Below are 20,266 nucleotides of genomic sequence, written 5' to 3'. Positions count from 1 at the left end.
CTTCACCCGCGGCGTGGCTTCTGTGCTGCGCCCCGCCGGGCCACCGTCATACCGTTCCTGACCGACGAGTGGCCGGCCGTTCCTGACGACCCGTCGGCCGTTTTCTCGGCCGGGCCGTCGTCGGCCGTTCCAGACCGGGCCGCCATCCGCGGCTTTCCTGTCCCGGGAGCAGTGGTTCGCCGCTCCCGGCGAAGGCCGCCGTCCGCTGCGACGCTGCGCGAGCGCCCCGAGGTGGTCCGCGCCGCCGCCGAGGAACGCCGGCTCGCTGCATGGGTGCCAGCAGCGGCGGACCATGGTCGTGACCGGCCGAGCCCCCGACGCAGGTCGCTACCGGCGCTCGGCGACCTCCGCGGCGGCGTCCTCGTCGGCGCTCTCGCTGTCATTGCCCGATGTGTCGTCGTCCTCGACCGGCGAGCCGGACCCGTCGGCGTCGGACTCCTCCTCGTCGTCTGGCGGCACCGGGATCTCCTCGTCGGCTTCGATGACCGACACCGGCTCTTCCTCGGCGGCCTTCGCCTCCGCCGAGGACTGGGCGGCGATGCTGGACGGCGCCTGCCACTGGATCCGGGGCGGCTCCGCCAGCGGACGGCCACCGAACTCGGCCAACCAGGCGGCGACCATGGCCAGGTTCTCCCGCCACTGCGACTCGGAGATGGGCGGCAGGATGGAGTCCCAGAGGGAGAGGAAGGTGCCGCGCAGCTGGAGCCGTCCGTACGGCCGGGCCAGGAACCACATGTGCAGATGGGCGGAGCCGTCCCCCCAGCGGTTCACGTGGACCCGAGCGACTCCGTCCAGCGAACGGATGGCCTTTTCCAGCCGTACCGTCATGACGCCCAGTTCGGCGGCGAGCAGGTTGGGCAGGTCGCCCAGGTCGAGGTGGGAGCGGGATTCCAGGATCAGCACCATCGGCAGCCCGGTGGGGCGGTCCATGGCGCGTACCCGCCAGCGCTCACCCACCCAGATGTAGGCATCGTCGGGGGCATTGCAGGCGGTGCATTCCCGATGCCCCTCGCCCTTCCGGGGAGGTTCGACCGCGACCGGGTCCTCAAGGTGCTTGACGCGGAGATCGCCCTCGAAGGGAAACGACGGCCACTGGGTGAAGTCCGGAACTGAGGGAGGGGTGTCGTGCACGACGCTGACCCTAACCGAGTCGGCGACCGGTGTCCCTACCCCGATCGACTGCGGTGGGGAAAAGAGTTTTCGGGCTGGCCGAGCCGTCACCGAGGGCGCGCGAGACGCCTTGGAGAGCGGTTGTCCACAGGCTGATGAGATCACCACCACAGCCCGTCATCCACAGGTCAGAGCGCTGTTCTACGCGCTGTTTCACGTGAAACTGGCGGTGCCTGTGGAAAACCGCTGTGGATAACTTTGACCTCATCCACAGCGGGAGTAACAGAGGTTCCGGACCCGCTCTTCCCAACGAGCGGCGGGGGCGTTGGCTGCTGTCCGGGAGCCAGGTTTTCCACGGACGAATACCAAGGGTCGACCCTATTGAAGGGGGACCAGGGGCAGAGGCACGGGCCACGGGGAGCGCTCAAGCCGACCCCGGGCTCGGACGCACGCGACAACCTGCTTCCTTGATCCTCCACCATGACGGCGGGATGGCGGTCCCCCAATGGGGCCCCGTTTCACGTGGAACGGGCGGGTGCCCCGGGAGACGGCGGCAGCGCCCGACAGACGGCGGGGGCCGGGAGACGGCGGGGGCCGGGAGACGGCGGGGGCCGGGAGACGGCGGGGGCCGGGAGACGGCGGGGGCCGGGAGACGGCGGGGGCCGGGAGACGGCGGGGGCCGGGAGACGGCGGGGGCCGGGAAAGGCCGGCGCCGCGCACACAGACGGCGGGGGCCGGCAGGGACGGTGGGCACCGCCCCCAAGGGTGACGGGTGACGGAGACGGCGGGGCCCAGCCCACAGACGGGTGGGTGCCCCCACAGACGACCATGGCCCACGAACGGTGACGGCGCTTCATCGGCGCGCGGTAGTGCTAATGCCCGACAGAGGTCGGGAAACCACTGCAAAGCCGAGTCCAGCCGGTAGAGGCCGAAGCGGCTCGCGGTGCGCACGACGATCGAGCCGGGCGCAGGCCGAGCGGACGTGGCCCACGCCGAGGCGCCCGAATAGACAGCAGCGAAAGTCGCTGCCGAGGCGGCAACGGCGAACCCACAGCCACATCACCGACCGAAGTCGAGGCCCCGTGAGGATGGCGGCGGAAGTCCCAGACCGTTCGTTCCACGTGAAACGGGGACCAGCCGTATCGCGATGACGTCGTTCGTCGTGGCACCACTCCGATCCACCCCCATGGCTCGGTCCTCCTCCCTATCCCGACGTCGTGACCCACTCTGCTCAGGCTGAGGATCAGCCCGACGGGCTTTCGCCCCGCCCACAGGTGGTTCACGTGAAACGCGGTGGGGTGGCACGGATCAAGCTGGAGCTGACGCCCCAGCCCTCGGTGGACGGGCATCACAAGGGCCGAGCAACACCGTGCAAGCCAACGGTCTAGCAGCACACCTCGCGGGGCAACTTCGAGCTGGCCATGATGCTCCCGGTTATGGGGCCGCAACGGCCCCAGGCGGCCGGTCGCTTTTCGCTGACTCCCGCCCGCCAGGTGATCGAGGATGCCTCCCTCGCGGCCTGAGAGGGACACAGGCGCCGTTTCACGTGAAACACGGGCCAGGACCACGATCAAGCGACCGGGCTCGTCCTGATGGCTCACGGCGACCAGCAACCTGACCAATTCGGAACCACGGCGGCCCGCGTCAGCGGACCCGACCGCAGAGCCGCCAGCCACCGGCACCCGCCGGCCACCGACAGCCCGATCGAGGACCGCCACAGCGGGCCAGCAGGCAGGGATGCGGTGAACCCAGGGCCACTACGCGTCCCCAACGAGCGCGGGACGGTCCAGGAGCTTCCGAACGGATGCCGACAGGCCCACTCCACCGACGGGATCCAAGACCTGACATGCGGACCGGCCGCGTACCCGAGAGGGTGCGCGGCCGGTGATGCCGGGCTGGACCGGCTCAGTCCTCGGGCTCCTCCTGCTCGACCCCGATGATGCCCACGATCCGCTCAAGGTCGTCGACCGTGGCGAACTCGATAGTGATCTTGCCCTTGCTCCGCCCGATGTCGACCTTCACCCGGGTGTCGAAGCGGTTGGAGAGCCGATCGGCCAGATCGGTGAGCGCGGGGGCGTGCGGCTTGGACCGACGCTTCGCGGCTGCGGTCTTCGCCGGCCCGTCGCTGAGGGCCAGGGCCACAATCTCCTCGGTCGCCCGGACCGAGAGCCCCTCGGCGACGATCCGCAGGGCGAGTTGCTCCTGCGCCTCCGCCTCGTCGAGGCTGAGCAGCGCGCGGGCATGGCCGGCGGAGAGCACGCCGGCGGCGACCCGCCGCTGTACCTGCGCGGGCAGGTTGAGCAGGCGGATGGTGTTCGAGATCTGCGGCCGGCTGCGGCCGATCCGCCGGGCCAGTTCCTCGTGGGTGGCGCCGAACTCCTCCAGCAGTTGCTGGTACGCGGCCGCCTCCTCCAGCGGGTTGAGGTTCGCCCGGTGGATGTTCTCCAGGAGCGCGTCCCGGAGCATCGCATCGTCCTTGGTGTCCCGGACGATCGCCGGGATGTTCTCCCGGCCGACAGCCTGAGCGGCCCGCCATCGCCGCTCGCCCATGACGAGTTCGTACTTCTCGTCGTCGAGCTGGCGGACGACGATCGGCTGGAGGAAGCCGACCTCCTGGATGGAGGTCTTCAGCTCCTCCAGCGCATCCTCGTCGAAGACCTGCCGAGGCTGCTTCGGATTCGGCACGATCGCGTCGACCGGGATTTCGGCGAAGCGGGCTCCGGGCACGGAGCTCAACTGCGGCTCGGGCTGCACGGGGGTCACCGGCGCCGGCGCGGCCTCGACGGGCGCCTCGGTCGTCGGCAGTACGGCGTCCGCCGACACGGCCGGCGCGGGGGCCGTGTCCGTTGCCTCCTGCACCGGCCCGGTGGGGATCAGCGCTCCGAGTCCTCGACCCAGACCGCCACGGGGTCGGTTCTTCATGCAACGCCTCCCAGCGACTCATCCGCATTACGCATTCCGGCTCACCGGCTCCCGGGCGCCGCGCTCCGCGATCTCCTGGGCGGCCTCGAAGTAGCTCGTGGCCCCCCGCGATCCGGGATCGTAGGTCATCACGGACTGGCCGTAGCTGGGTGCCTCGGACACGCGGACGTTGCGGGGGATGACGGCCTCGAGCACCTTGTCGCCGAAGTGGTTTCGGACGTCCTGCTCGACCGCATCGGCCAGCCGGGTACGGCGGTCGTACATGGTGAGCAGGATGGTGGAGACCTCGAGCTTGGGGTTCAGGTGCTGGCGGACCAGGTTGATGTTGTTGATCAGCTGGTTCAGCCCTTCCAACGCGTAGTACTCGCACTGGATGGGGATCAGCACCTCCTGCGCCGCGACGAGCGCGTTGACCGTCAGCAGGCCCAGCGAGGGCGGACAGTCGATGAAGACGTAGTCGAAGTGACCCGGGTACGCGGCGATCGCCCGGGCGAGCCGGGACTCCCGAGCCACGACCGAGACGAGCTCGATCTCCGCGCCGGCCAGGTCGATGGTGGCCGGTACGCACCAGAGGTTCGGGATGCCTTCGACCTCCTGAGCCACCTCCTCCAGCGGCTCGCTGTTGATCAGGCAGTCGTAGACGTCCGGCACCCCGGTGTGGTGGGGGACGTTCAGCCCGGTCGAGGCGTTGCCCTGCGGGTCGAGGTCGACCACCAGGACCCGGTTACCGTGCAGGGCGAGCGCCACCGCCAGGTTCACCGTGGTCGTGGTTTTACCCACGCCGCCCTTCTGGTTGGCGACGCACATGACCCGGGTCCGCTCGGGGCGGGGCATCGTCACCTCGCCACTCGGATTAAGGATCTGCACGGCGCGCATAGCCTCCATAGCCAACGGTGGGTCATCCTCTTCGCGCGTCGGGGTTTCACGTGAAACGTAGGCGGCAGCGGCGGGGTCGCCGGCCATGCCACCCGCCGGGGAACCCGGCGTGTCGACGCCGACGGACGCGGAGTCCGACACGGCGCCCGGATGCGGCTGCTGCGGGACCACCGCGGTCGGCACATTTCCGGTCGGTGGAGTCTCGAACCGGGACGGCGCCCCGGCATTGCGGCGCACCGGCGCCGCGCGGTCGGTTGCGGCGTTGGCCGGTCGGTCGTCCGGGGCGGACGGCGCCGCCGGAGACGCGTACGACTCCGAGGGTGGGCGCGCGTCGCCAACCACCGGTACGTCCCGCCGCACGGCCGGGTCGCAGTCCGGCTGCTGGACGATCGGCTGGTCGCCGGTCGACCAGCGGTCGGTTTCACGTGAAACGGGGTCTGCCGCCGAGGTAGTGCCCTCGGGGCGTCTCACCCGTGGATCGTCGTAGCTGCCGTCGTCATGCACCTGTCATCCCTACCCGCTCCGGATGGTCGGTTCGCACCTCGTCAACCGGCCGCACGCGTGTTTCGCACCGCGGCGCGTACCGCCCGGCGGAATCGGGCGGGATCCCGTGCCCGGAACCCCGCCCGTCCCACACTATCGACGCGCAGTCAGCCTACGGGGGACGGGCGCGGCGGGTCCATCTCGGTTGTCAGGCGGTCATTTTCGACACGACGGGCCGATACCGCTCGCCGGTCAGCGGTTCCGCTTACGGCCGCCGCGTGAACTCTTCGGCGCCTTCTTCGCGGATGGTGGGCGGACCACCCGCTCGCGGACGATCTCCACCACGGTGGTCGCCGGATCGATCACCCCGACACCGCAGAGGTGCACTGCCGGCTCCCCACCACCGAGCCGGTTGACCGCCTCGGTGTGCTCGGCGATCTCCTCTGCGGCGGAGGCGCCCTTCAGAGCGATGACCCGGCCACCCCGCACGGCGAGCGGCAGGCACCAACTGGAGAGCCGGTCCAGAGGAGCGACCGCACGGGCGGTGACCACGTCGGCGCTGAACGGGCCGACCCCGGTCTCACCCGTCGCCGCCTCGTCCGCGCGCCCCCGGAAGACCCGCACCATCCTGGCCAGTCCGAGGTGTTCCACCGCCTCGATCAGGAAGGAGGTACGCCGAGCGAGCGGCTCGACCAGGGTGACCGTCAGATCGGGCCGGGCGATCGCCAGCACCAGTCCGGGCAGGCCGGCACCCGAGCCCACGTCGATCACCGACGCACCTTCGGGGATGCGTTCGGCCACCGCGGCGCAGTTGAGCAGATGGCGGTCCCAGATCCGGGGTGCCTCCCGGGGGCCGATCAGGCCTCGGACCACACCGTCGGTGGCGAGCAGTTCGGCGTACCCGGCGGCCAGGTCGAGCCGGTCACCGAAGAGCGTCCGCGCCGCCGCGGCCAGCTCGGCGGGGAGCGCGGCGTCCTCCGCCGAGGGAACGGGGTGGACAGGCGACGGCCCGGGCGGCGTACCACCCGGGCCGGTCACGGCAGCCGCCGTGTCGTCGTCGTGTGTCACCAGGTCAGTCCGCCGGCCGGACGATGATGCGCCGGTTCGGCTCGACACCCTCGGACTCGCTCTCCACGCCGCTCATCGCGTTGACGACGTCGTGGACGCACTTGCGCTCGAACGCGGACATCGGCTCGAGCTCGACCGCCTCGCCGTGCTCCTTGACCTTCTCGACCGCGTTCTTGGCGACCGCAGCGAGCTCCTTGCGCCGGGTGGCGCGGTAGCCACCGACGTCGAGCAGCAGCCGGCTCGGCGAGCCGGTCTGGCGGAACACCGCCAGCCGGGCGAGCTCCTGAAGTGCCTCCAGGGTGGCGCCCCGCTGGCCGACCAGGTTCTGCAGCTGGGCACCGACGACCTCGACCACGGGACGGCCGCCGGAGACCAGCTCGTCGATGTCGCCGTCGTAGTCGAGGACGTCGAGCAGACCCTCGATGTAGTCGGCCGCGATCTCGCTCTGCGCGAAGAGGTCGCTCTCGCTGGCGGACTTCTTCTCCTTGCCGCCGGTCTCGGTGTCGCCCTCCTCGGGCTCGTTCCCGCCGGTCGCCGCGGTCGGCTCGGTCTCCTCGTCCACGGACGGATCCGCGCTGGGGATGCTGGTGTCGGTCACGGTGTCATCTCCGTACTCGCTCGGCCGGACCGTCGGGTCCGCTGGTTTCCCGGGGCGACCGGCGGGAGAGGGCCGGTGCCACGGGCACGTCTGTACGGGCAGTGTCGCCCGTGACCGCGCGGGGCGCGGCGGGTTCCGGACCGGCGCCGGCCGTACGGCGGCTGCGCGGTGCCGGAGGGCCGCCGTCGGTCGTCCCGACGGCGGCCCGGGTGGCTCAGCCCTGGCGCTTGGCCGGGCCCTTCTTCGGGTTCACCGGCTTGGCACCCGGCTTGGGCCCGGCGACCTTCGGCGCGGCGGGCTTGGCCGGGGCCTGCGCTACCGGCTTGCTCCGGTTGAGGAAGCCGCCGATCTTGGCCGGCTGCGCCAGCCCCCGGTTGCCGGTGGTCGCCTTGCTGCCGGTGGTCGCCTTGCTGCCGGTGACCCCCTTGTTGGTCACCAGCGGCGGGAACTTCCGCAGCACCCACTGCTGCTGGCCGAGGGTGAAGAGGTTGTTGGTGACCCAGTAGATGATCACGCCGATCGGGAAGATCGAGCCGGAGATCAGCAGGGAGAGCGGGATGCCGTAGAGCATCAGCCGCTGCACCATCCGCTGCTGCGGGTCCTCCGCCCAGCCGGTCTTGAGGATCATCTGGCGGCTGGTCAGGTAGGTGGTGCCCATCATGACCAGCACCAGGATGCCGGCGATGACCTTGACGGTGGTGCCGTTGGCGTTGAGCCGGGCCAGCTCGTCGGCCGTGGAGCCGAACTTGCCGGCGATCGGGGCGGTGAAGATCTTCGCCTGCGACGCGGACGTGAACTGGTCGACCGACCACCCGTAGAGGGTCTTGGCCTCCTTGGCCGGGTCGAGCCGGCGCAGCACGTGGAAGAGGCCGAGGAAGACCGGGATCTGGAGGAACATCGGAAGGCAGCCCATCAGCGGGTTGGCCTTTTCCTTCCGATAGAGCTCCATCATCTCCTTCTGGAGCGTCTCCCGGTCACCCTTGTGCTTCTCCTGCAGCTCCTTGACCTTGGGCTGGAGCGCCTGCATGGCCCGCTGGGACTTGATCTGCTTGACGAAGACCGGGAACAGGATGACCCGGACGGTCACCACCAGGAAGACGATGGCGAGGATCCAGGACCAGTTCGTGCCGAGCACCGCGTTGACCGGCACCCCGATGGCGTCCCAGGCCGAGTGCCAGGTCAGCAGGATCCACGAGATCGCGTAGTAGATCCAGTCGAGACTCAATTCTCAGGCTCCAGTCAGGTCGGCACGGCGGCGGCCGCCCGGTTCCGGCACCGGGTCATGTCCACCTGGGTGGAAGGGGTGGCAACGCGACAACCGCAGGACCGTCAGGCCGGCTCCCCGCAACGCGCCGTGCCGGGCCACCGCCTCCAGGGCGTACGCACTGCACGACGGGTAGAACCGACAGCGGGCCGGCAGTGCCGGGCTTATCCAACGACGGTACGCGACGATGGGACCAATCAGCACCCGGGCACCCATGCTCGTCGGCCGCGGCGCGGCGGGTCCGTGGGTCACCGGGACCGCCGCCCCCGGGGCGCCCGCGCGGCGGCGATCGCTGCGTCGAGGTCGGCCCCGAGTCGGGCGTACGACGCGTCGGCGGCCGCGGGCAGCGCCCGGACCACCAGGGTGCTGCCGTCGGGCAGCGTGGCCAGTCGCTCACGGACCAGGTGCCGCAGTCGTCGACGGACGGTGTTCCGCACCACGGCGTTCCCGACCGCCTTGGACACGACGAAGCCGGCGCGGGTCGGTACGGAGGTCATCTCCGTACCGGCGTCCCGCGCCGGCTCCGGCGAGGTTGTCGCGGTGGGTTCCGGGGCCGCCGGCAGGGTGAGGTGGACGACGACCGAGCCTCGCCCGGCGCGTCGGCCACCCCGGACCGCTGCGGCGAAGTCGTTACTGCGCCGCAGTCGCTGTGCGGCCGTCAGCACGACTGCCCACGTTCCCGGGACCGGACCGGTCGGCCTCAGGCCGACAGGCGGGTGCGACCCTTGGCGCGACGGGTCGACAGGATGGCGCGGCCGGCACGGGTGCGCATGCGCAGCCGGAAGCCGTGGGTCTTCGCGCGCCGGCGGTTGTTCGGCTGGTAGGTGCGCTTGCTCACGTCAGGCTCTCCGTTTTCGTACGTCCCCAGCGCGGGTCGCCCGGGGTCGTGGTGGACCAGGCCACCTCGACGGTGGCCCACGATCGGTGCTGCCCGACGACGCGGGACCTCGGCGATGCGGGGAAGCGACCGCGGACAGCAAGCACCCATCACCCTAGCAGAGGGCGAAAGAGCAGCCCCTCCAGCCTACGCAGGGGTGCAATGACCGTCAAACAACCCAGCAGGGACGTCACCCCCAGGTGGAAGCGCGACCGAACTAGCGCTTTTCGCTGATGCCGACAAGGACGGCCAGCGTCGTCGGTTGATGGTGCCCCGTCGTCGCTGTTACCGTGCGCGTTTGCGGTCAGCGTCGGGGGTGCAGGGTTGACGCTGTCCGGCAAGACCGGACAAGGCAGTGAATCGTTCGGCACGGTGAACCCGCTTCGACGCCCCTCCCGCCAGGGGGGCAGGTCCGACCCGCGACCGGCGGGCGGCCCCAATCGGTCGGTACACACAGGCTGTGGATAACTTGTGGATGCCGGTCGGTCAGCCGTCCGGTGGTGAGGCACCACCCGCGCGAACGCGGTGGCGGGCCCGGAACGGCCGCTGGACCACAGCGGCGGCCGGGAGCAGAGGCGGAGGGGGTGGCACGACGGTGGCCGGAACGATCGACCTTGCCGCGGTGTGGACCGCGGCGACGGACGAACTCGCCGACGAGATCATCTCCGCGCAGCAGCGCGCGTACCTGCGGCTCACCCGGCTGCGGGCGATCGTCGAGGACACCGCACTGCTCTCCGTCCCGGACGCCTTCACCCGGGACGTGATCGAGTCCCGGCTGCGGCCGGCGATCACCGAGGCGCTCACCCGACGGCTGGGCCGCCCGATCCAGGTCGCGGTCACCGTCCGGGTCGCCGAGGACGCCGCCGGCCGGCCCGCCGGCACCGTCTACCGCAGCGACCCGGAGACCGCGCTGGCCGAGCTGGACGGCAGTAAGGACGACTTCGCCGCCGGCCCGCCCTCCTTCGCCGAGCAGCCCTTTCCCGAGCAGCCCTTCGGCGAGCAAAAGCAGGCATACCCGGAGCCGGCCTATCCGGATCAGTCGTACCAGGACCGGCCCGCCGACCCGACGCCCGCGCCGCCGTCGCACGACGGGCACCGCCCGGGGCTCATCCCGGCCAGCCGGGACGGCGGCCAGGACACCCTCTTCGGTGCCGGCTTCGCCGAGCCGATGCGGGCGAGCACCCCAGAGCGGCGCGGCTACGACGAGCGCTCCCGCCCCGAGGCGCCGGCCGCCGACACCCGCGGCTTCGAACCGGCGTACCGCGACCAGGCCCGTCCGCAGCGCGACCCGCACCCGCCCCGCGGCATGGCCCGCGACGGGGGTACGGACAGCGGCCCCGGCCGGGCCGGCGCCGACCGCCGCCCCGGCGGGGGGAGCGACCGCCGCCCCGGCGGCGCGGAGAGCGGCGGCAACCGGCTCAACCCGAAGTACATGTTCGAGACGTTCGTCATCGGCTCGTCCAACCGGTTCGCTCACGCGGCGAGCGTCGCGGTGGCCGAGTCACCGGCCAAGGCGTACAACCCGTTGTTCATCTACGGTCACTCCGGGCTCGGCAAGACCCACCTGCTGCACGCGATCGGGCATTACGCCACCACCCTCGGCAACGCCCGATCGGTCCGCTACGTCTCCACCGAAGAGTTCACCAACGACTTCATCAACTCGCTCCGGGACGACAAGACCAGTGCGTTCCAGCGGCGCTACCGGGACGTCGACATCCTCCTGATCGACGACATCCAGTTCCTGGAGAACCGCGAGCGCACCCAGGAGGAGTTCTTCCACACCTTCAACACCCTGCACAACGCGAACAAGCAGATCGTGATCACGTCCGACCGCTCCCCGCGCCAACTGGCGACCCTGGAGGACCGGATGCGGACCCGGTTCGAGTGGGGCCTGCTCGCCGACATCCAGCCGCCCGACCTGGAGACCCGGATCGCGATCCTGCAGAAGAAGGCGGCCCAGGAGCGGATGTACGCCCCACCGGACGTGCTGGAGTTCATCGCCTCCCGGGTGTCCAACTCGATCCGGGAACTGGAAGGGGCGCTGATCCGGGTGACCGCGTTCGCCAGCCTCACCCGTTCGACGGTCGAGCTGTCGTTGGCCGAGGAGGTGCTGCGGGACTTCATCCCGGACGGCTCCGGCCCCGAGATCAACGCCGACCAGATCATGGCTTCCACCGCCGACTACTTCGGGGTGAGCCTGGAGGACCTGCGCGGCCAGTCCCGCTCGCGGGTGCTGGTCAACGCCCGCCAGGTGGCCATGTACCTGTGCCGCGAGCTGACCGAGTTGTCGCTGCCCCGGATCGGGCAGGCCTTCGGTGGCCGGGACCACACCACGGTCATGCACGCCGACCGCAAGATCCGTCAGCAGATGGCCGAGCGTCGCTCGCTCTACAACCAGATCGCCGAGCTGACCAACCGGATCAAGCAGAACACCTGAGTCGTACGCCACGCCGGCGACCGTCGGCGGTTGGCGGGAGAGACGCCCGGGCCCCGGCGGCCGGGCGTTTTTTCATGCCTGTGGACGCCCGGAGTTGACCCTCGACCGGGTTGAGGGCCCAGGATCGGTGTCGTGTTCATCCACAGGTTCGACCGGTTGTCCACATCCCGGGTTCCACAGGCGGTGGATAACCACGCTCCGTTCGGGCTCGGTTACCCACAGACTGTGGACAAACCCTGGGGACGAGCCTGTGGACGCCTGGGGACGACCGGCTCGTTGTCCACCGACGACGGTCGCCCTGTGGGCAGCCTGTTGAAGGTTCTGGGGACAACGTCGATCGACGTCCGCCGCGTCGTCCACAGGACTGGGGAGAAACCCGGTGGATTACCGGTGGACAACCGGTGGACAACCGTGGACAAGTCTGTGGACGACACGGCCTGTGGACGCCGACCCGGGTTTACCCCCCGGTTCTCCACAGCCAAACCACCGGTGGATAACGTGTCTGAGCTGCGCCGACGCGAGTTCTCCACAGTTTGCACAGGTGCGATGAAGACGATGGGTTATCTCTTCTAAAGAATCAAAAACCAATCATCACCGTTGGACTTCCTGTGGATCGGGCCGGAGCGCTGCCGTCGGCAGTCACCCGGCACCTGGATCCAGAGGGTCGGGCGCACAGCCGATGCCCTCGCGCCCTAAGGTGCGATGGGTACCCGCACGGTCGGGCGGGACGGTAGGCAGCGGTCGGCATGAGAGAGTTGTCGCTGACGTCGACGCGGAGGCATTGATGAAGTTCCGAGTAGAGCGCGACGCGCTCGCCGAAGCGGTGGCGTGGACCGCGAAGAGCCTGCCCAACCGGCCGTCCGTACCGGTGCTGGCGGGGGTGATGCTCCGCGTCACCGACGGCAACCTCCAGGTCTCCGGCTTTGACTACGAGGTCTCCAGCCAGGTGGCCGTCGAGGTGCAGGGGGACGCCGACGGCGCCGCCCTGGTCTCCGGTCGACTGCTCGCCGAGATCACCAAGGCCCTGCCGGCCAAGCCGGTGGACATCGCCGCGGTCGGCGCCCACCTGGAGCTGGTCTGCGGCAGCGCGCGGTTCACCCTGCCGACCATGCCGGTCGAGGACTACCCGGCCCTGCCCGAGATGCCCGAGAGCGCCGGCACCGTGGATGCGGCGGCCTTCGCCGCCGCCGTCGCCCAGGTCGCCGTGGCCGCCGGCCGGGACGAGACGCTGCCGATGATGACCGGCGTACGCCTGGAACTCTCCGGCGGCACGCTGGCCATGCTCGCCACGGACCGCTACCGGCTGGCGCTGCGCGAGATGGAGTGGAACCCGGACGACCCCGAGATCAGCCTCAACGCGCTGGTGCCGGCCCGGACCCTGAACGACACCGCCAAGGCGCTCGGCCCGCTCGGCGGCCAGGTGACCATGGCGCTCTCCCAGGGCGCCGCCGGCGAGGGGATGATCGGCTTCACCGGCGGCACCCGGCGGACCACCAGCCGGCTGCTCGACGGCGCGAACTACCCGCCGGTGCGCTCGCTCTTCCCGGCCGCCCACAACGCCGAGGCGCGGGTCCCGGTGAGCACCCTGATCGAGGTGGTCAAGCGGGTCGCTCTGGTGGCCGAGCGGACCACCCCGGTGCTGCTGAGCTTCAGCTCCGACGGCCTGGTGGTCGAGGCGGGCGGCACCGAGGAGGCGCGGGCGAGCGAGGCGATGGAGGCCACCTTCACCGGCGAGCCGCTGACCATCGGCTTCAACCCGCAGTACCTGATTGACGGCCTGGCCAACCTCGGCGCCCAGTTCGCGCTGCTGAGGTTCGTCGACGCCTTCAAGCCGGCGGTGATTTCCCCCGCCGGCGAGGATGGCGAGGTTGTCCCGGGGTACCGGTACCTCATCATGCCGATCCGCGTGTCCCGCTGATCGCGCCCGCAGAACCAGACGCACGGAGGTAGGAGCAGATGCAGCTCGGCCTGGTAGGACTCGGCCGGATGGGCGGCAACATGCGCGAGCGGTTGCGCGCCGCCGGCCACGAGGTGGTCGGCTTCGACCACAACGCGGAGCTGAGCGACGTCGCGACCCTGGCGGAGCTGGCCGAGAAGCTGGAGGCGCCGCGCGCCGTCTGGGTGATGGTCCCGGCCGGGGTGACCGACACGACGATCGACGAGCTCGCCGGTGTGCTCGGTGAGGGCGACATCATCGTCGACGGCGGCAACTCGCGGTTCAGCGACGACGCGCCGCGGGCCGAGCGGCTCGCCGAGCGCGGCATCGGCTACCTCGACGCCGGTGTCTCCGGCGGCGTCTGGGGCCGGCAGAACGGGTACGCCCTGATGGTCGGCGGCGCCCAGGAGCACGTCGAGCGGCTGATGCCGATCTTCGAGGCGCTCAAGCCGGAGGGCGAGTTCGGCTTCGTGCACGCCGGCCCGGTCGGTGCCGGTCACTACGCCAAGATGGTGCACAACGGCATCGAGTACGGCCTGATGCACGCCTACGCCGAGGGCTACGAGCTGCTGTCGAAGTCCGAGCTGGTGACCAACGTGCCGGGCGTGTTCAAGTCCTGGCGCGAGGGCACCGTGGTCCGCTCCTGGCTGCTGGACCTGCTCGACCGGGCCCTCGACGAGGACCCGGAGCTGGCCGAGCTGAGCAGCTACACCGAGGACACCGGCGAGGGCCGCTGGACGGTCGACGAGGCGGTCCGGCTCGCCGTTCCGCTGAACGTCATCACCGCCTCGCTCTTCGCCCGGTTCGCCTCCCGGCAGGACGAGTCGCCCGCGATGAAGGCCGTCGCCGCGCTGCGCCAGCAGTTCGGCGGCCACGCCGTCCACAAGCGCTGACCGGTATCCACAGCCTGTGTACGTCCGCCGGCTCGAACTGGTCGACTTCCGCTCGTACGAGCGGGTCGGCGTAGACCTGGAGCCGGGGCCGAACGTCCTGATCGGCGCCAACGGCGTCGGCAAGACCAACCTGGTCGAGGCGCTGGGCTACGTGGCGACCCTGGACTCGCACCGGGTCGCCACGGACGCCCCCCTGGTCCGGATGGGTGCCGCCTCGGCGGTGATCCGCTGTGCGGTGGTGCACGACGGCCGGGAGCTCCTGGTCGAGCTGGAGATCGTGCCGGGCAAGGCGAACCGGGCCCGACTGGGGCGCTCACCCGCCCGGCGGGCCCGGGACGTGATCGGCGCGCTGCGGCTGGTGCTCTTCGCCCCGGAGGACCTGGAACTCGTCCGGGGCGACCCGGCCGAGCGCCGCCGTTACCTGGACGACCTGCTGGTGCTCCGGCAGCCCCGGTACGCCGGGGTGCGCGCCGACTACGAGCGGGTGGTCAAGCAACGCAACGCCCTGCTCCGCACCGCGTACCTGGCCCGCAAGACGGGCGGGTCGCGGGGCGGGGACCTGTCCACCCTGGCGGTCTGGGACACCCACCTGGCGCAGCACGGGGCGGAGCTGCTGGCCGGCCGGCTGGAACTGGTCGCCGCCCTCGCCCCGCACGTCACCAAGGCGTACGACGCGGTGGCGGCCGGCCGGGGCGCGGCGGGGATCGCGTACCGGCCGTCGGTGGAGCTGACCGAGCCGACCACCGACCGGGCGGCGCTGGCCGAGGCGTTGACCGTCGCGCTGGCCGAGTCCCGCTCGGCGGAGATCGAACGGGGCACCACGCTGGTCGGGCCGCACCGGGACGAGCTGAGCCTCACCCTCGGCCCGCTGCCCGCCAAGGGGTACGCCAGCCACGGCGAGTCGTGGTCGTACGCGCTGGCCCTGCGGCTGGCCGGCTACGACCTGCTCCGCGCCGACGGCATTGAACCGGTGCTGGTCCTCGACGACGTCTTCGCCGAGCTGGACGCGGGCCGCCGGGAGCGGCTGGCGGAGCTGGTCGGCGGGGCCGGTCAGCTCCTGGTGACCTGCGCGGTCGATGACGACGTGCCGGCGGCCCTGCGCGGCACCCGGTACACGGTGGGCGATCAGACGGTGCACCGTGTCGACTGATCCGGACCGCGCAGACGCCCGCCGCACGGGTGGCCCGAGCCGCGCCGCCGCGGGTGGGGCGCCCGGTGCGCGTACCCCCAAGGGTGCCGGAGCCGCCCCGGACGGCGGTGCGGCGCGACCGACCGGCACCGGCGCGGACGCCGCCCGGGGTGGGCGGAGCGCCGGCGCGGACGGCGTAGGCGCGAAGGGCGCGGACGCCGCGGCCGGCGGCTCGGCCGCGGGTGGTGCGGGTGATGGCGCGGCGACCGGCTCGGCTGCGGGGCCGGAGCTGGCCCGGGCGGTGCTGGACGCGGCGAAGTCCCGCCGGGAGTCGGCGGCGAAGACCCGTCGCAAGAGCGCGGTCTCCGGCGACGGCGGTGAGCGGCGGTTGCGCGGCTACTCCGGGCCGGGCCCGGACCCGCGTGACCCGCAGCCGCTGGGCGTGGTGCTGGAACGGCTGATGAAGGCGCGCGGATGGCAGCAGCCGGCCGCCGAGGCGACCGTCTTCGGCGCCTGGGAGAAGGTGGTCGGGGCGGAGATCGCCCAGCACAGCCGCCCGGTGAAGCTCGAGGACGGCGTGCTGACGGTGGAGGCGCGCTCGACGGCGTGGGCCACCCAGCTGCGGCTGCTCGCCGGGTCGTTGCTCAAGCGGATCGCCGGCGAGGTCGGCCACAACGTGGTGCTCAAACTGCACATCCACGGCCCGGCGGCACCGTCCTGGTCGAAGGGCCCGCGGCGAGTCCGGGGCCGCGGCCCCCGGGACACCTACGGCTGAGCCCGGGTCACCGCCCGGCGCGTCGGGCCTCGCGCTCGGCGCGCTTGCGTTCCCGCTGCTCACGGCTCCAGCGCTTGCGGTTCGCCAGGTCCCGCGTCCACGCCTGGCGGGCCTGCGTGGAACCGCCCTGCACGGCACCCTGGACCCCCTCGGCCGGGCCGGCCAGGTACTTGAAGGCCCAGGCCCACAGCGTGCCGCCCTCGCCGGGCGCCCGCTGCTGCCGCTTCGCCTCGCTCATCGCGCCTGACCTCTCCTCGATGCTTTGTGCCCCAATGGTTCGCACACCAATCATTGGTACGATAGCAACGACCATGAGGAGGCCGATCGGTGCGTGACCAGATGGACGGGGATCCGCTGGCGCTGGAACAGCAGGTGTGTTTCGCCCTCTCCGTCGCCGCCCGCGGGGTCGTCGCCGTCTACCGGCCGCTGCTGGAGCCGATGGGGCTGACCCATCCGCAGTACCTGGTCATGCTCGCGCTGTGGCAGCACGCGCCGCTGTCGGTCCGGGAACTCAGCCGCCTGCTCCAGCTTGACCCCGGCACGCTGTCGCCTCTGCTCAAGCGCCTGGAGGCGGCGGGCTACCTGCGGCGCGAGCGGGACCCCGCGGACGAGCGGAGCCTCGCCGTCACGCTCACCGCCGCCGGTCAGGCCCTGCGTGCCCGGGCCGAGCAGATTCCGCCGACGATCGTGGAACGGCTCGGGATGCCGGTCGAGGAGCTGCGGCGCCTGCACACGATGCTGACCGAGGTGATCGGCGCGGCGAACCGCGCCGCGACCGGCACCCCCGCCGCGCCGGGCTCGACGACTTCCTGACGACGCCGGCGAGCCGCCCGGTCAGGTCGACGGGGCGGCCCGGCACGGGATCAGGCGTCGGCGTAGACGGCGAAGCCGCGGTCGGCGCAGCGCCGGTAGAAGGCGGCCAGGACGCCGAGTTCGGCGCAGGTGAAGTCCCACTGCGGCGGGTCGCCGCTCTCGTCGCGCAGCCGGTCGAGCCGGCTTTCCAGCCAGCGCAGCTGCTGCTCGGCCAGGCGCCCGTCGCCCAGCAGCGCGCGGAGCACCTCGCTGACCGACTCGAAGCTCACCGCCTCGCCGTACGGCCGGTGCTGGGCGACGAACTTCTCCAACCCGCCGGCGATCCAGGCGCAGCCGTCCGGGTCGATCACCGGGTCCTCGTCCTCGGCGGCGGCCTCCGTGGCGTAGAGCACATTTTCGAGGCCGAGGATCAGGTCGACCAGCTCGGTGTAGGCGGTCGCCCGCACCGTGCCGGTCTTGGCGATGTGCTCGGCGAGCGCGGCGGTCGGCGCGGAGATCCCGGGGATGTCCACGATCTCACCGAAGTCCACGAACTCGGCCGGCGCGACCGGGTCGTAGAAGCGGCCGGTCCGCGGCCAGTGCACCGCGACATTGTCCAGCCCCATCTGGCGTCACCCCTTGTGAGCACGTGTCGGTTCGATCGCGTCGATCGTCCCGCTTGCGGATGGAAAAGATCAAGACGAGCACCGGTGGCGCCGCAAAGGTACGGTACGGCCGGTCTGCGCGCGACCCCTGGCCGGGCGTCCACCCGCCCGACGTTTCTCCGTGCGGCGCCGCCCCCGATCTTCGCCAGGCGTGTAGGGGGAGTCGCGGACAGCGCGGTTCGGCCGGCTACGGAGTTCTCAGACGCCGCGCAAGGGTGCCGAGTGGCGGTTGTGTCGTGAGCGCACAGTAAGATTGACCGCGAGACGAACACCCGGCACGGAGCGACGGACACGGGCCCCCAAGGGCCCTTGATCATTGTCCCGCGTCGGGTCGAGCCGATCGCGATCCGCGGGCAACCGCGGCGACCGGTGCACGCGCTCCGTGACCTGGACTTCCCGGGCCGGTCCGTGCGCCGACGTCGCGTCCTGTCCGCCGAACCCGCGCCTCCGCGCCCTGGCGCGGCCGGCGCGAGAAAGTGGCCGAGGGTGGCAACGCAGGACAAGCAGGAGTACGGCGCAGAGTCGATCACCGTCCTGGAGGGGCTGGAGGCGGTCCGCAAGCGGCCCGGTATGTACATCGGGTCGACCGGCGAGCGCGGTCTGCACCACCTCGTGTGGGAGGTCGTGGACAACGCCGTGGACGAGGCGCTCGCCGGCTACTGCGACACCATCGACGTGGTGCTGCTCGCCGACGGCGGCGTCCAGGTCACCGACAACGGCCGTGGCTTCCCGGTCGACCTGCACCCGAAGCTGAAGAAGCCGGGTGTCGAGGTCGCGCTGACCGTCCTGCACGCGGGCGGCAAGTTCGACGGCAAGGCCTACGCGGTCTCCGGCGGTCTGCACGGCGTCGGCGTCTCGGTGGTGAACGCCCTCTCCACCCGGATGGCGGTGGAGATCCACAAGTCCGGCTTCGTCTGGCGGCAGAAGTACCGCGACTCCAAGCCGAGCCCGCTGGAGAAGGGCGAGACCACCGACCGCACCGGCTCGGCGGTCACCTTCTGGCCGGACCCGGACGTCTTCGAGACCGTCGACTTCGACTTCCAGACGATCTACCGGCGCCTCCAGGAGATGGCCTTCCTCAACCGGGGTCTCTCCATCCACCTGCTCGACGAGCGGGTCGCCGAGGAGGAGGACGGCCGGCAGCGCGAGGTCACCTTCCTCTACGAGGGCGGCATCGCCGACTTCGTCCGGCACCTCAACGCCTCCAAGAACCCGATCCACAAGACGGTGGTCGAGTTCGGCGCCGAGGAGGAGGGCATGTCGGTCGAGATCGCCATGCAGTGGAACGAGTCGTACGGCGAGTCGGTCTACACCTTCGCCAACACGATCAACACGCACGAGGGCGGCACCCACGAGGAGGGCTTCCGGTCGGCGCTGACCAGCGTGGTCAACCGCTACGGCGCGGACAAGAAGCTGCTCAAGGGCGACGAGAAGCTCTCCGGCGAGGACATCCGCGAGGGCCTTGCCTCGATCATCTCGGTCAAGCTGGCCAACCCGCAGTTCGAGGGCCAGACCAAGACCAAGCTGGGCAACACCCCGGTGAAGAGCTTCGTGCAGCGGGTCTGCAACGACCGGCTGGTCGACTGGTTCGACCGCAACCCGGCCGAGGCCAAGATGATCATTCAGAAGGCGTCCCAGGCGGCCCGGGCCCGGATCGCCGCCCAGCAGGCCCGCAAGCTGGCCCGACGCAAGTCGCTGCTGGAGTCCGGCTCGATGCCGGGCAAGCTGGCCGACTGCCAGTCCACCGACCCGCGCGAGTCCGAGGTCTTCATCGTCGAGGGCGACTCGGCCGGTGGCTCCGCCAAGCAGGGCCGTGACCCGCGGACCCAGGCGATCCTGCCGATCCGCGGCAAGATCCTCAACGTGGAGAAGGCCCGGATCGACCGGGTGCTGAAGAACAACGAGGTCCAGGCGCTGATCACCGCGCTGGGCACCGGCATCCACGACGACTTCGACATGGAGAAGCTGCGGTACCACAAGGTGGTGCTGATGGCCGACGCGGACGTCGACGGCCAGCACATCCAGACGCTGCTGCTCACCCTGCTCTTCCGCTTCATGCGGCCGCTGGTCGAGCTGGGCCACGTCTACCTGGCCGCCCCGCCGCTCTACAAGATCAAGTGGAACAAGAAGGGCGACGACGCCCAGTACGCGTACTCGGACCGGGAACGCGACGGGCTGATCGCGCTGCGCCAGCAGAAGAAGCCCAACGCTCGCCCGGACGACATCCAGCGGTTCAAGGGTCTCGGTGAGATGAACTACCCCGAGCTGTGGGAAACCACCATGAACCCGGCGACGCGTACGCTGCGCCAGGTGACGCTCGACGACGCCGCGACCGCCGACGAGTTGTTCAGCGTGCTGATGGGCGAGGACGTCGAGGCCCGCCGGTCGTTCATCCAGCGCAACGCCAAGGACGTGCGGTTCCTCGACATCTGACGGACCCG

18 protein-coding genes are annotated in these 20,266 nt (G+C 71.1%); 7 read left to right on the top strand and 11 right to left on the bottom strand.

Annotated features, from left to right (window positions below; all coding sequences use genetic code 11):
• Nucleotides 1–327: 327 nt before the first annotated feature.
• The 9 genes from AC5RWQ_RS04735 to rpmH all read right to left on the bottom strand — a co-directional run bounded on the left by AC5RWQ_RS04735 (nt 328) and on the right by rpmH (nt 9,159).
• Nucleotides 328–1,131, bottom strand: coding sequence for a hypothetical protein (locus AC5RWQ_RS04735; protein WP_494281493.1), 804 nt, complete (start codon nt 1,129–1,131; stop codon nt 328–330).
• Nucleotides 1,132–3,015: 1,884 nt separating this feature from the next.
• A complete protein-coding gene (locus AC5RWQ_RS04730; protein WP_494281492.1) occupies nt 3,016–4,032 on the bottom strand; it encodes a ParB/RepB/Spo0J family partition protein in 1,017 nt (338 codons plus the stop codon).
• Nucleotides 4,033–4,059: 27 nt separating this feature from the next.
• Nucleotides 4,060–5,412, bottom strand: coding sequence for a ParA family protein (locus AC5RWQ_RS04725; protein WP_494281491.1), 1,353 nt, complete (start codon nt 5,410–5,412; stop codon nt 4,060–4,062).
• Nucleotides 5,413–5,643: 231 nt separating this feature from the next.
• Complete coding sequence (gene rsmG / locus AC5RWQ_RS04720; protein WP_494281629.1) at nt 5,644–6,345, bottom strand: 16S rRNA (guanine(527)-N(7))-methyltransferase RsmG; 702 nt, start codon at nt 6,343–6,345, stop codon at nt 5,644–5,646.
• A 118-nt stretch (nt 6,346–6,463) separates the two neighbouring features.
• Nucleotides 6,464–7,057: a Jag family protein gene (locus AC5RWQ_RS04715; protein WP_494281490.1), complete on the bottom strand. Its 594-nt coding sequence runs from the start codon at nt 7,055–7,057 to the stop codon at nt 6,464–6,466.
• A 214-nt stretch (nt 7,058–7,271) separates the two neighbouring features.
• On the bottom strand, nt 7,272–8,282 hold the full coding sequence (yidC, locus tag AC5RWQ_RS04710) for a membrane protein insertase YidC (protein WP_494281489.1): 1,011 nt from the start codon (nt 8,280–8,282) through the stop codon (nt 7,272–7,274).
• 3 nt (nt 8,283–8,285) lie between these two features.
• Nucleotides 8,286–8,537, bottom strand: coding sequence for a membrane protein insertion efficiency factor YidD (yidD, locus tag AC5RWQ_RS04705; protein WP_494281628.1), 252 nt, complete (start codon nt 8,535–8,537; stop codon nt 8,286–8,288).
• 32 nt (nt 8,538–8,569) lie between these two features.
• Entirely contained in the window at nt 8,570–8,986 is a 417-nt protein-coding gene (gene rnpA, locus AC5RWQ_RS04700) for a ribonuclease P protein component (protein WP_494281488.1), read from the bottom strand.
• A gap of 35 nt (nt 8,987–9,021) precedes the next feature.
• The gene (rpmH, locus tag AC5RWQ_RS04695) at nt 9,022–9,159 is read right to left on the bottom strand and encodes a 50S ribosomal protein L34 (RefSeq protein ID WP_067300964.1); all 138 of its coding nucleotides are present in this window, start codon (nt 9,157–9,159) and stop codon (nt 9,022–9,024) included.
• Between the two features lie 634 nt (nt 9,160–9,793).
• Between rpmH and dnaA the strand changes: the two genes are divergently transcribed.
• The 5 genes from dnaA (at nt 9,794) to AC5RWQ_RS04670 (ending at nt 16,368) form a co-directional block, all read left to right on the top strand.
• Nucleotides 9,794–11,635, top strand: coding sequence for a chromosomal replication initiator protein DnaA (dnaA, locus tag AC5RWQ_RS04690; protein ID WP_494281487.1), 1,842 nt, complete (start codon nt 9,794–9,796; stop codon nt 11,633–11,635).
• Nucleotides 11,636–12,419: 784 nt separating this feature from the next.
• Complete coding sequence (gene dnaN, locus AC5RWQ_RS04685) at nt 12,420–13,553, top strand: DNA polymerase III subunit beta (protein ID WP_334492453.1); 1,134 nt, start codon at nt 12,420–12,422, stop codon at nt 13,551–13,553.
• Nucleotides 13,554–13,591: 38 nt separating this feature from the next.
• The gene (gene gnd / locus AC5RWQ_RS04680; protein ID WP_494281486.1) at nt 13,592–14,464 is read left to right on the top strand and encodes a phosphogluconate dehydrogenase (NAD(+)-dependent, decarboxylating); all 873 of its coding nucleotides are present in this window, start codon (nt 13,592–13,594) and stop codon (nt 14,462–14,464) included.
• A gap of 16 nt (nt 14,465–14,480) precedes the next feature.
• A complete protein-coding gene (gene recF / locus AC5RWQ_RS04675; protein WP_494281485.1) occupies nt 14,481–15,614 on the top strand; it encodes a DNA replication/repair protein RecF in 1,134 nt (377 codons plus the stop codon).
• Nucleotides 15,604–16,368, top strand: coding sequence for a DciA family protein (locus tag AC5RWQ_RS04670; RefSeq protein WP_494281484.1), 765 nt, complete (start codon nt 15,604–15,606; stop codon nt 16,366–16,368). Before recF ends, AC5RWQ_RS04670 begins: the two co-directional genes overlap by 11 nt.
• A gap of 7 nt (nt 16,369–16,375) precedes the next feature.
• Here the strand turns inward: AC5RWQ_RS04670 and AC5RWQ_RS04665 are convergent, their stop codons facing one another.
• Nucleotides 16,376–16,606, bottom strand: coding sequence for a hypothetical protein (locus AC5RWQ_RS04665; RefSeq protein WP_494281483.1), 231 nt, complete (start codon nt 16,604–16,606; stop codon nt 16,376–16,378).
• Between the two features lie 101 nt (nt 16,607–16,707).
• On the opposite strand from AC5RWQ_RS04665, the gene AC5RWQ_RS04660 reads away from it, so the two are divergent.
• Nucleotides 16,708–17,181, top strand: coding sequence for a MarR family winged helix-turn-helix transcriptional regulator (locus tag AC5RWQ_RS04660; RefSeq protein WP_494281627.1), 474 nt, complete (start codon nt 16,708–16,710; stop codon nt 17,179–17,181).
• 50 nt (nt 17,182–17,231) lie between these two features.
• Here AC5RWQ_RS04660 and AC5RWQ_RS04655 read toward each other — a convergent pair whose 3' ends face one another.
• Nucleotides 17,232–17,786, bottom strand: coding sequence for a hypothetical protein (locus tag AC5RWQ_RS04655; protein ID WP_494281482.1), 555 nt, complete (start codon nt 17,784–17,786; stop codon nt 17,232–17,234).
• Between the two features lie 525 nt (nt 17,787–18,311).
• Here AC5RWQ_RS04655 and gyrB point away from each other — a divergent pair.
• Nucleotides 18,312–20,258 (top strand): DNA topoisomerase (ATP-hydrolyzing) subunit B, encoded by a 1,947-nt coding sequence (gene gyrB, locus AC5RWQ_RS04650; protein ID WP_334494012.1) that lies wholly within the window; start codon nt 18,312–18,314, stop codon nt 20,256–20,258.
• Nucleotides 20,259–20,266 lie beyond the last annotated feature (8 nt).

The sequence above is a fragment of the Micromonospora sp. BS32 genome (assembly GCF_059089345.1).
This window is presented reverse-complemented; position numbering and strand designations above follow the sequence as displayed.

Excerpts from the sequence above, each read along its gene's own strand:
- AC5RWQ_RS04730 (WP_494281492.1), bottom strand. The coding sequence starts at position 4,032 with ATGAAGAACCGACCCCGTGGCGGTCTGGGTCGAGGACTCGGAGCGCTG.
- yidD (WP_494281628.1), bottom strand. The coding sequence starts at position 8,537 with ATGGGTGCCCGGGTGCTGATTGGTCCCATCGTCGCGTACCGTCGTTGG.
- dnaN (WP_334492453.1), top strand. The coding sequence starts at position 12,420 with ATGAAGTTCCGAGTAGAGCGCGACGCGCTCGCCGAAGCGGTGGCGTGG.
- gnd (WP_494281486.1), top strand. The coding sequence starts at position 13,592 with ATGCAGCTCGGCCTGGTAGGACTCGGCCGGATGGGCGGCAACATGCGC.
- AC5RWQ_RS04665 (WP_494281483.1), bottom strand. The coding sequence starts at position 16,606 with ATGAGCGAGGCGAAGCGGCAGCAGCGGGCGCCCGGCGAGGGCGGCACG.
- AC5RWQ_RS04660 (WP_494281627.1), top strand. The coding sequence starts at position 16,708 with ATGGACGGGGATCCGCTGGCGCTGGAACAGCAGGTGTGTTTCGCCCTC.
- AC5RWQ_RS04655 (WP_494281482.1), bottom strand. The coding sequence starts at position 17,786 with ATGGGGCTGGACAATGTCGCGGTGCACTGGCCGCGGACCGGCCGCTTC.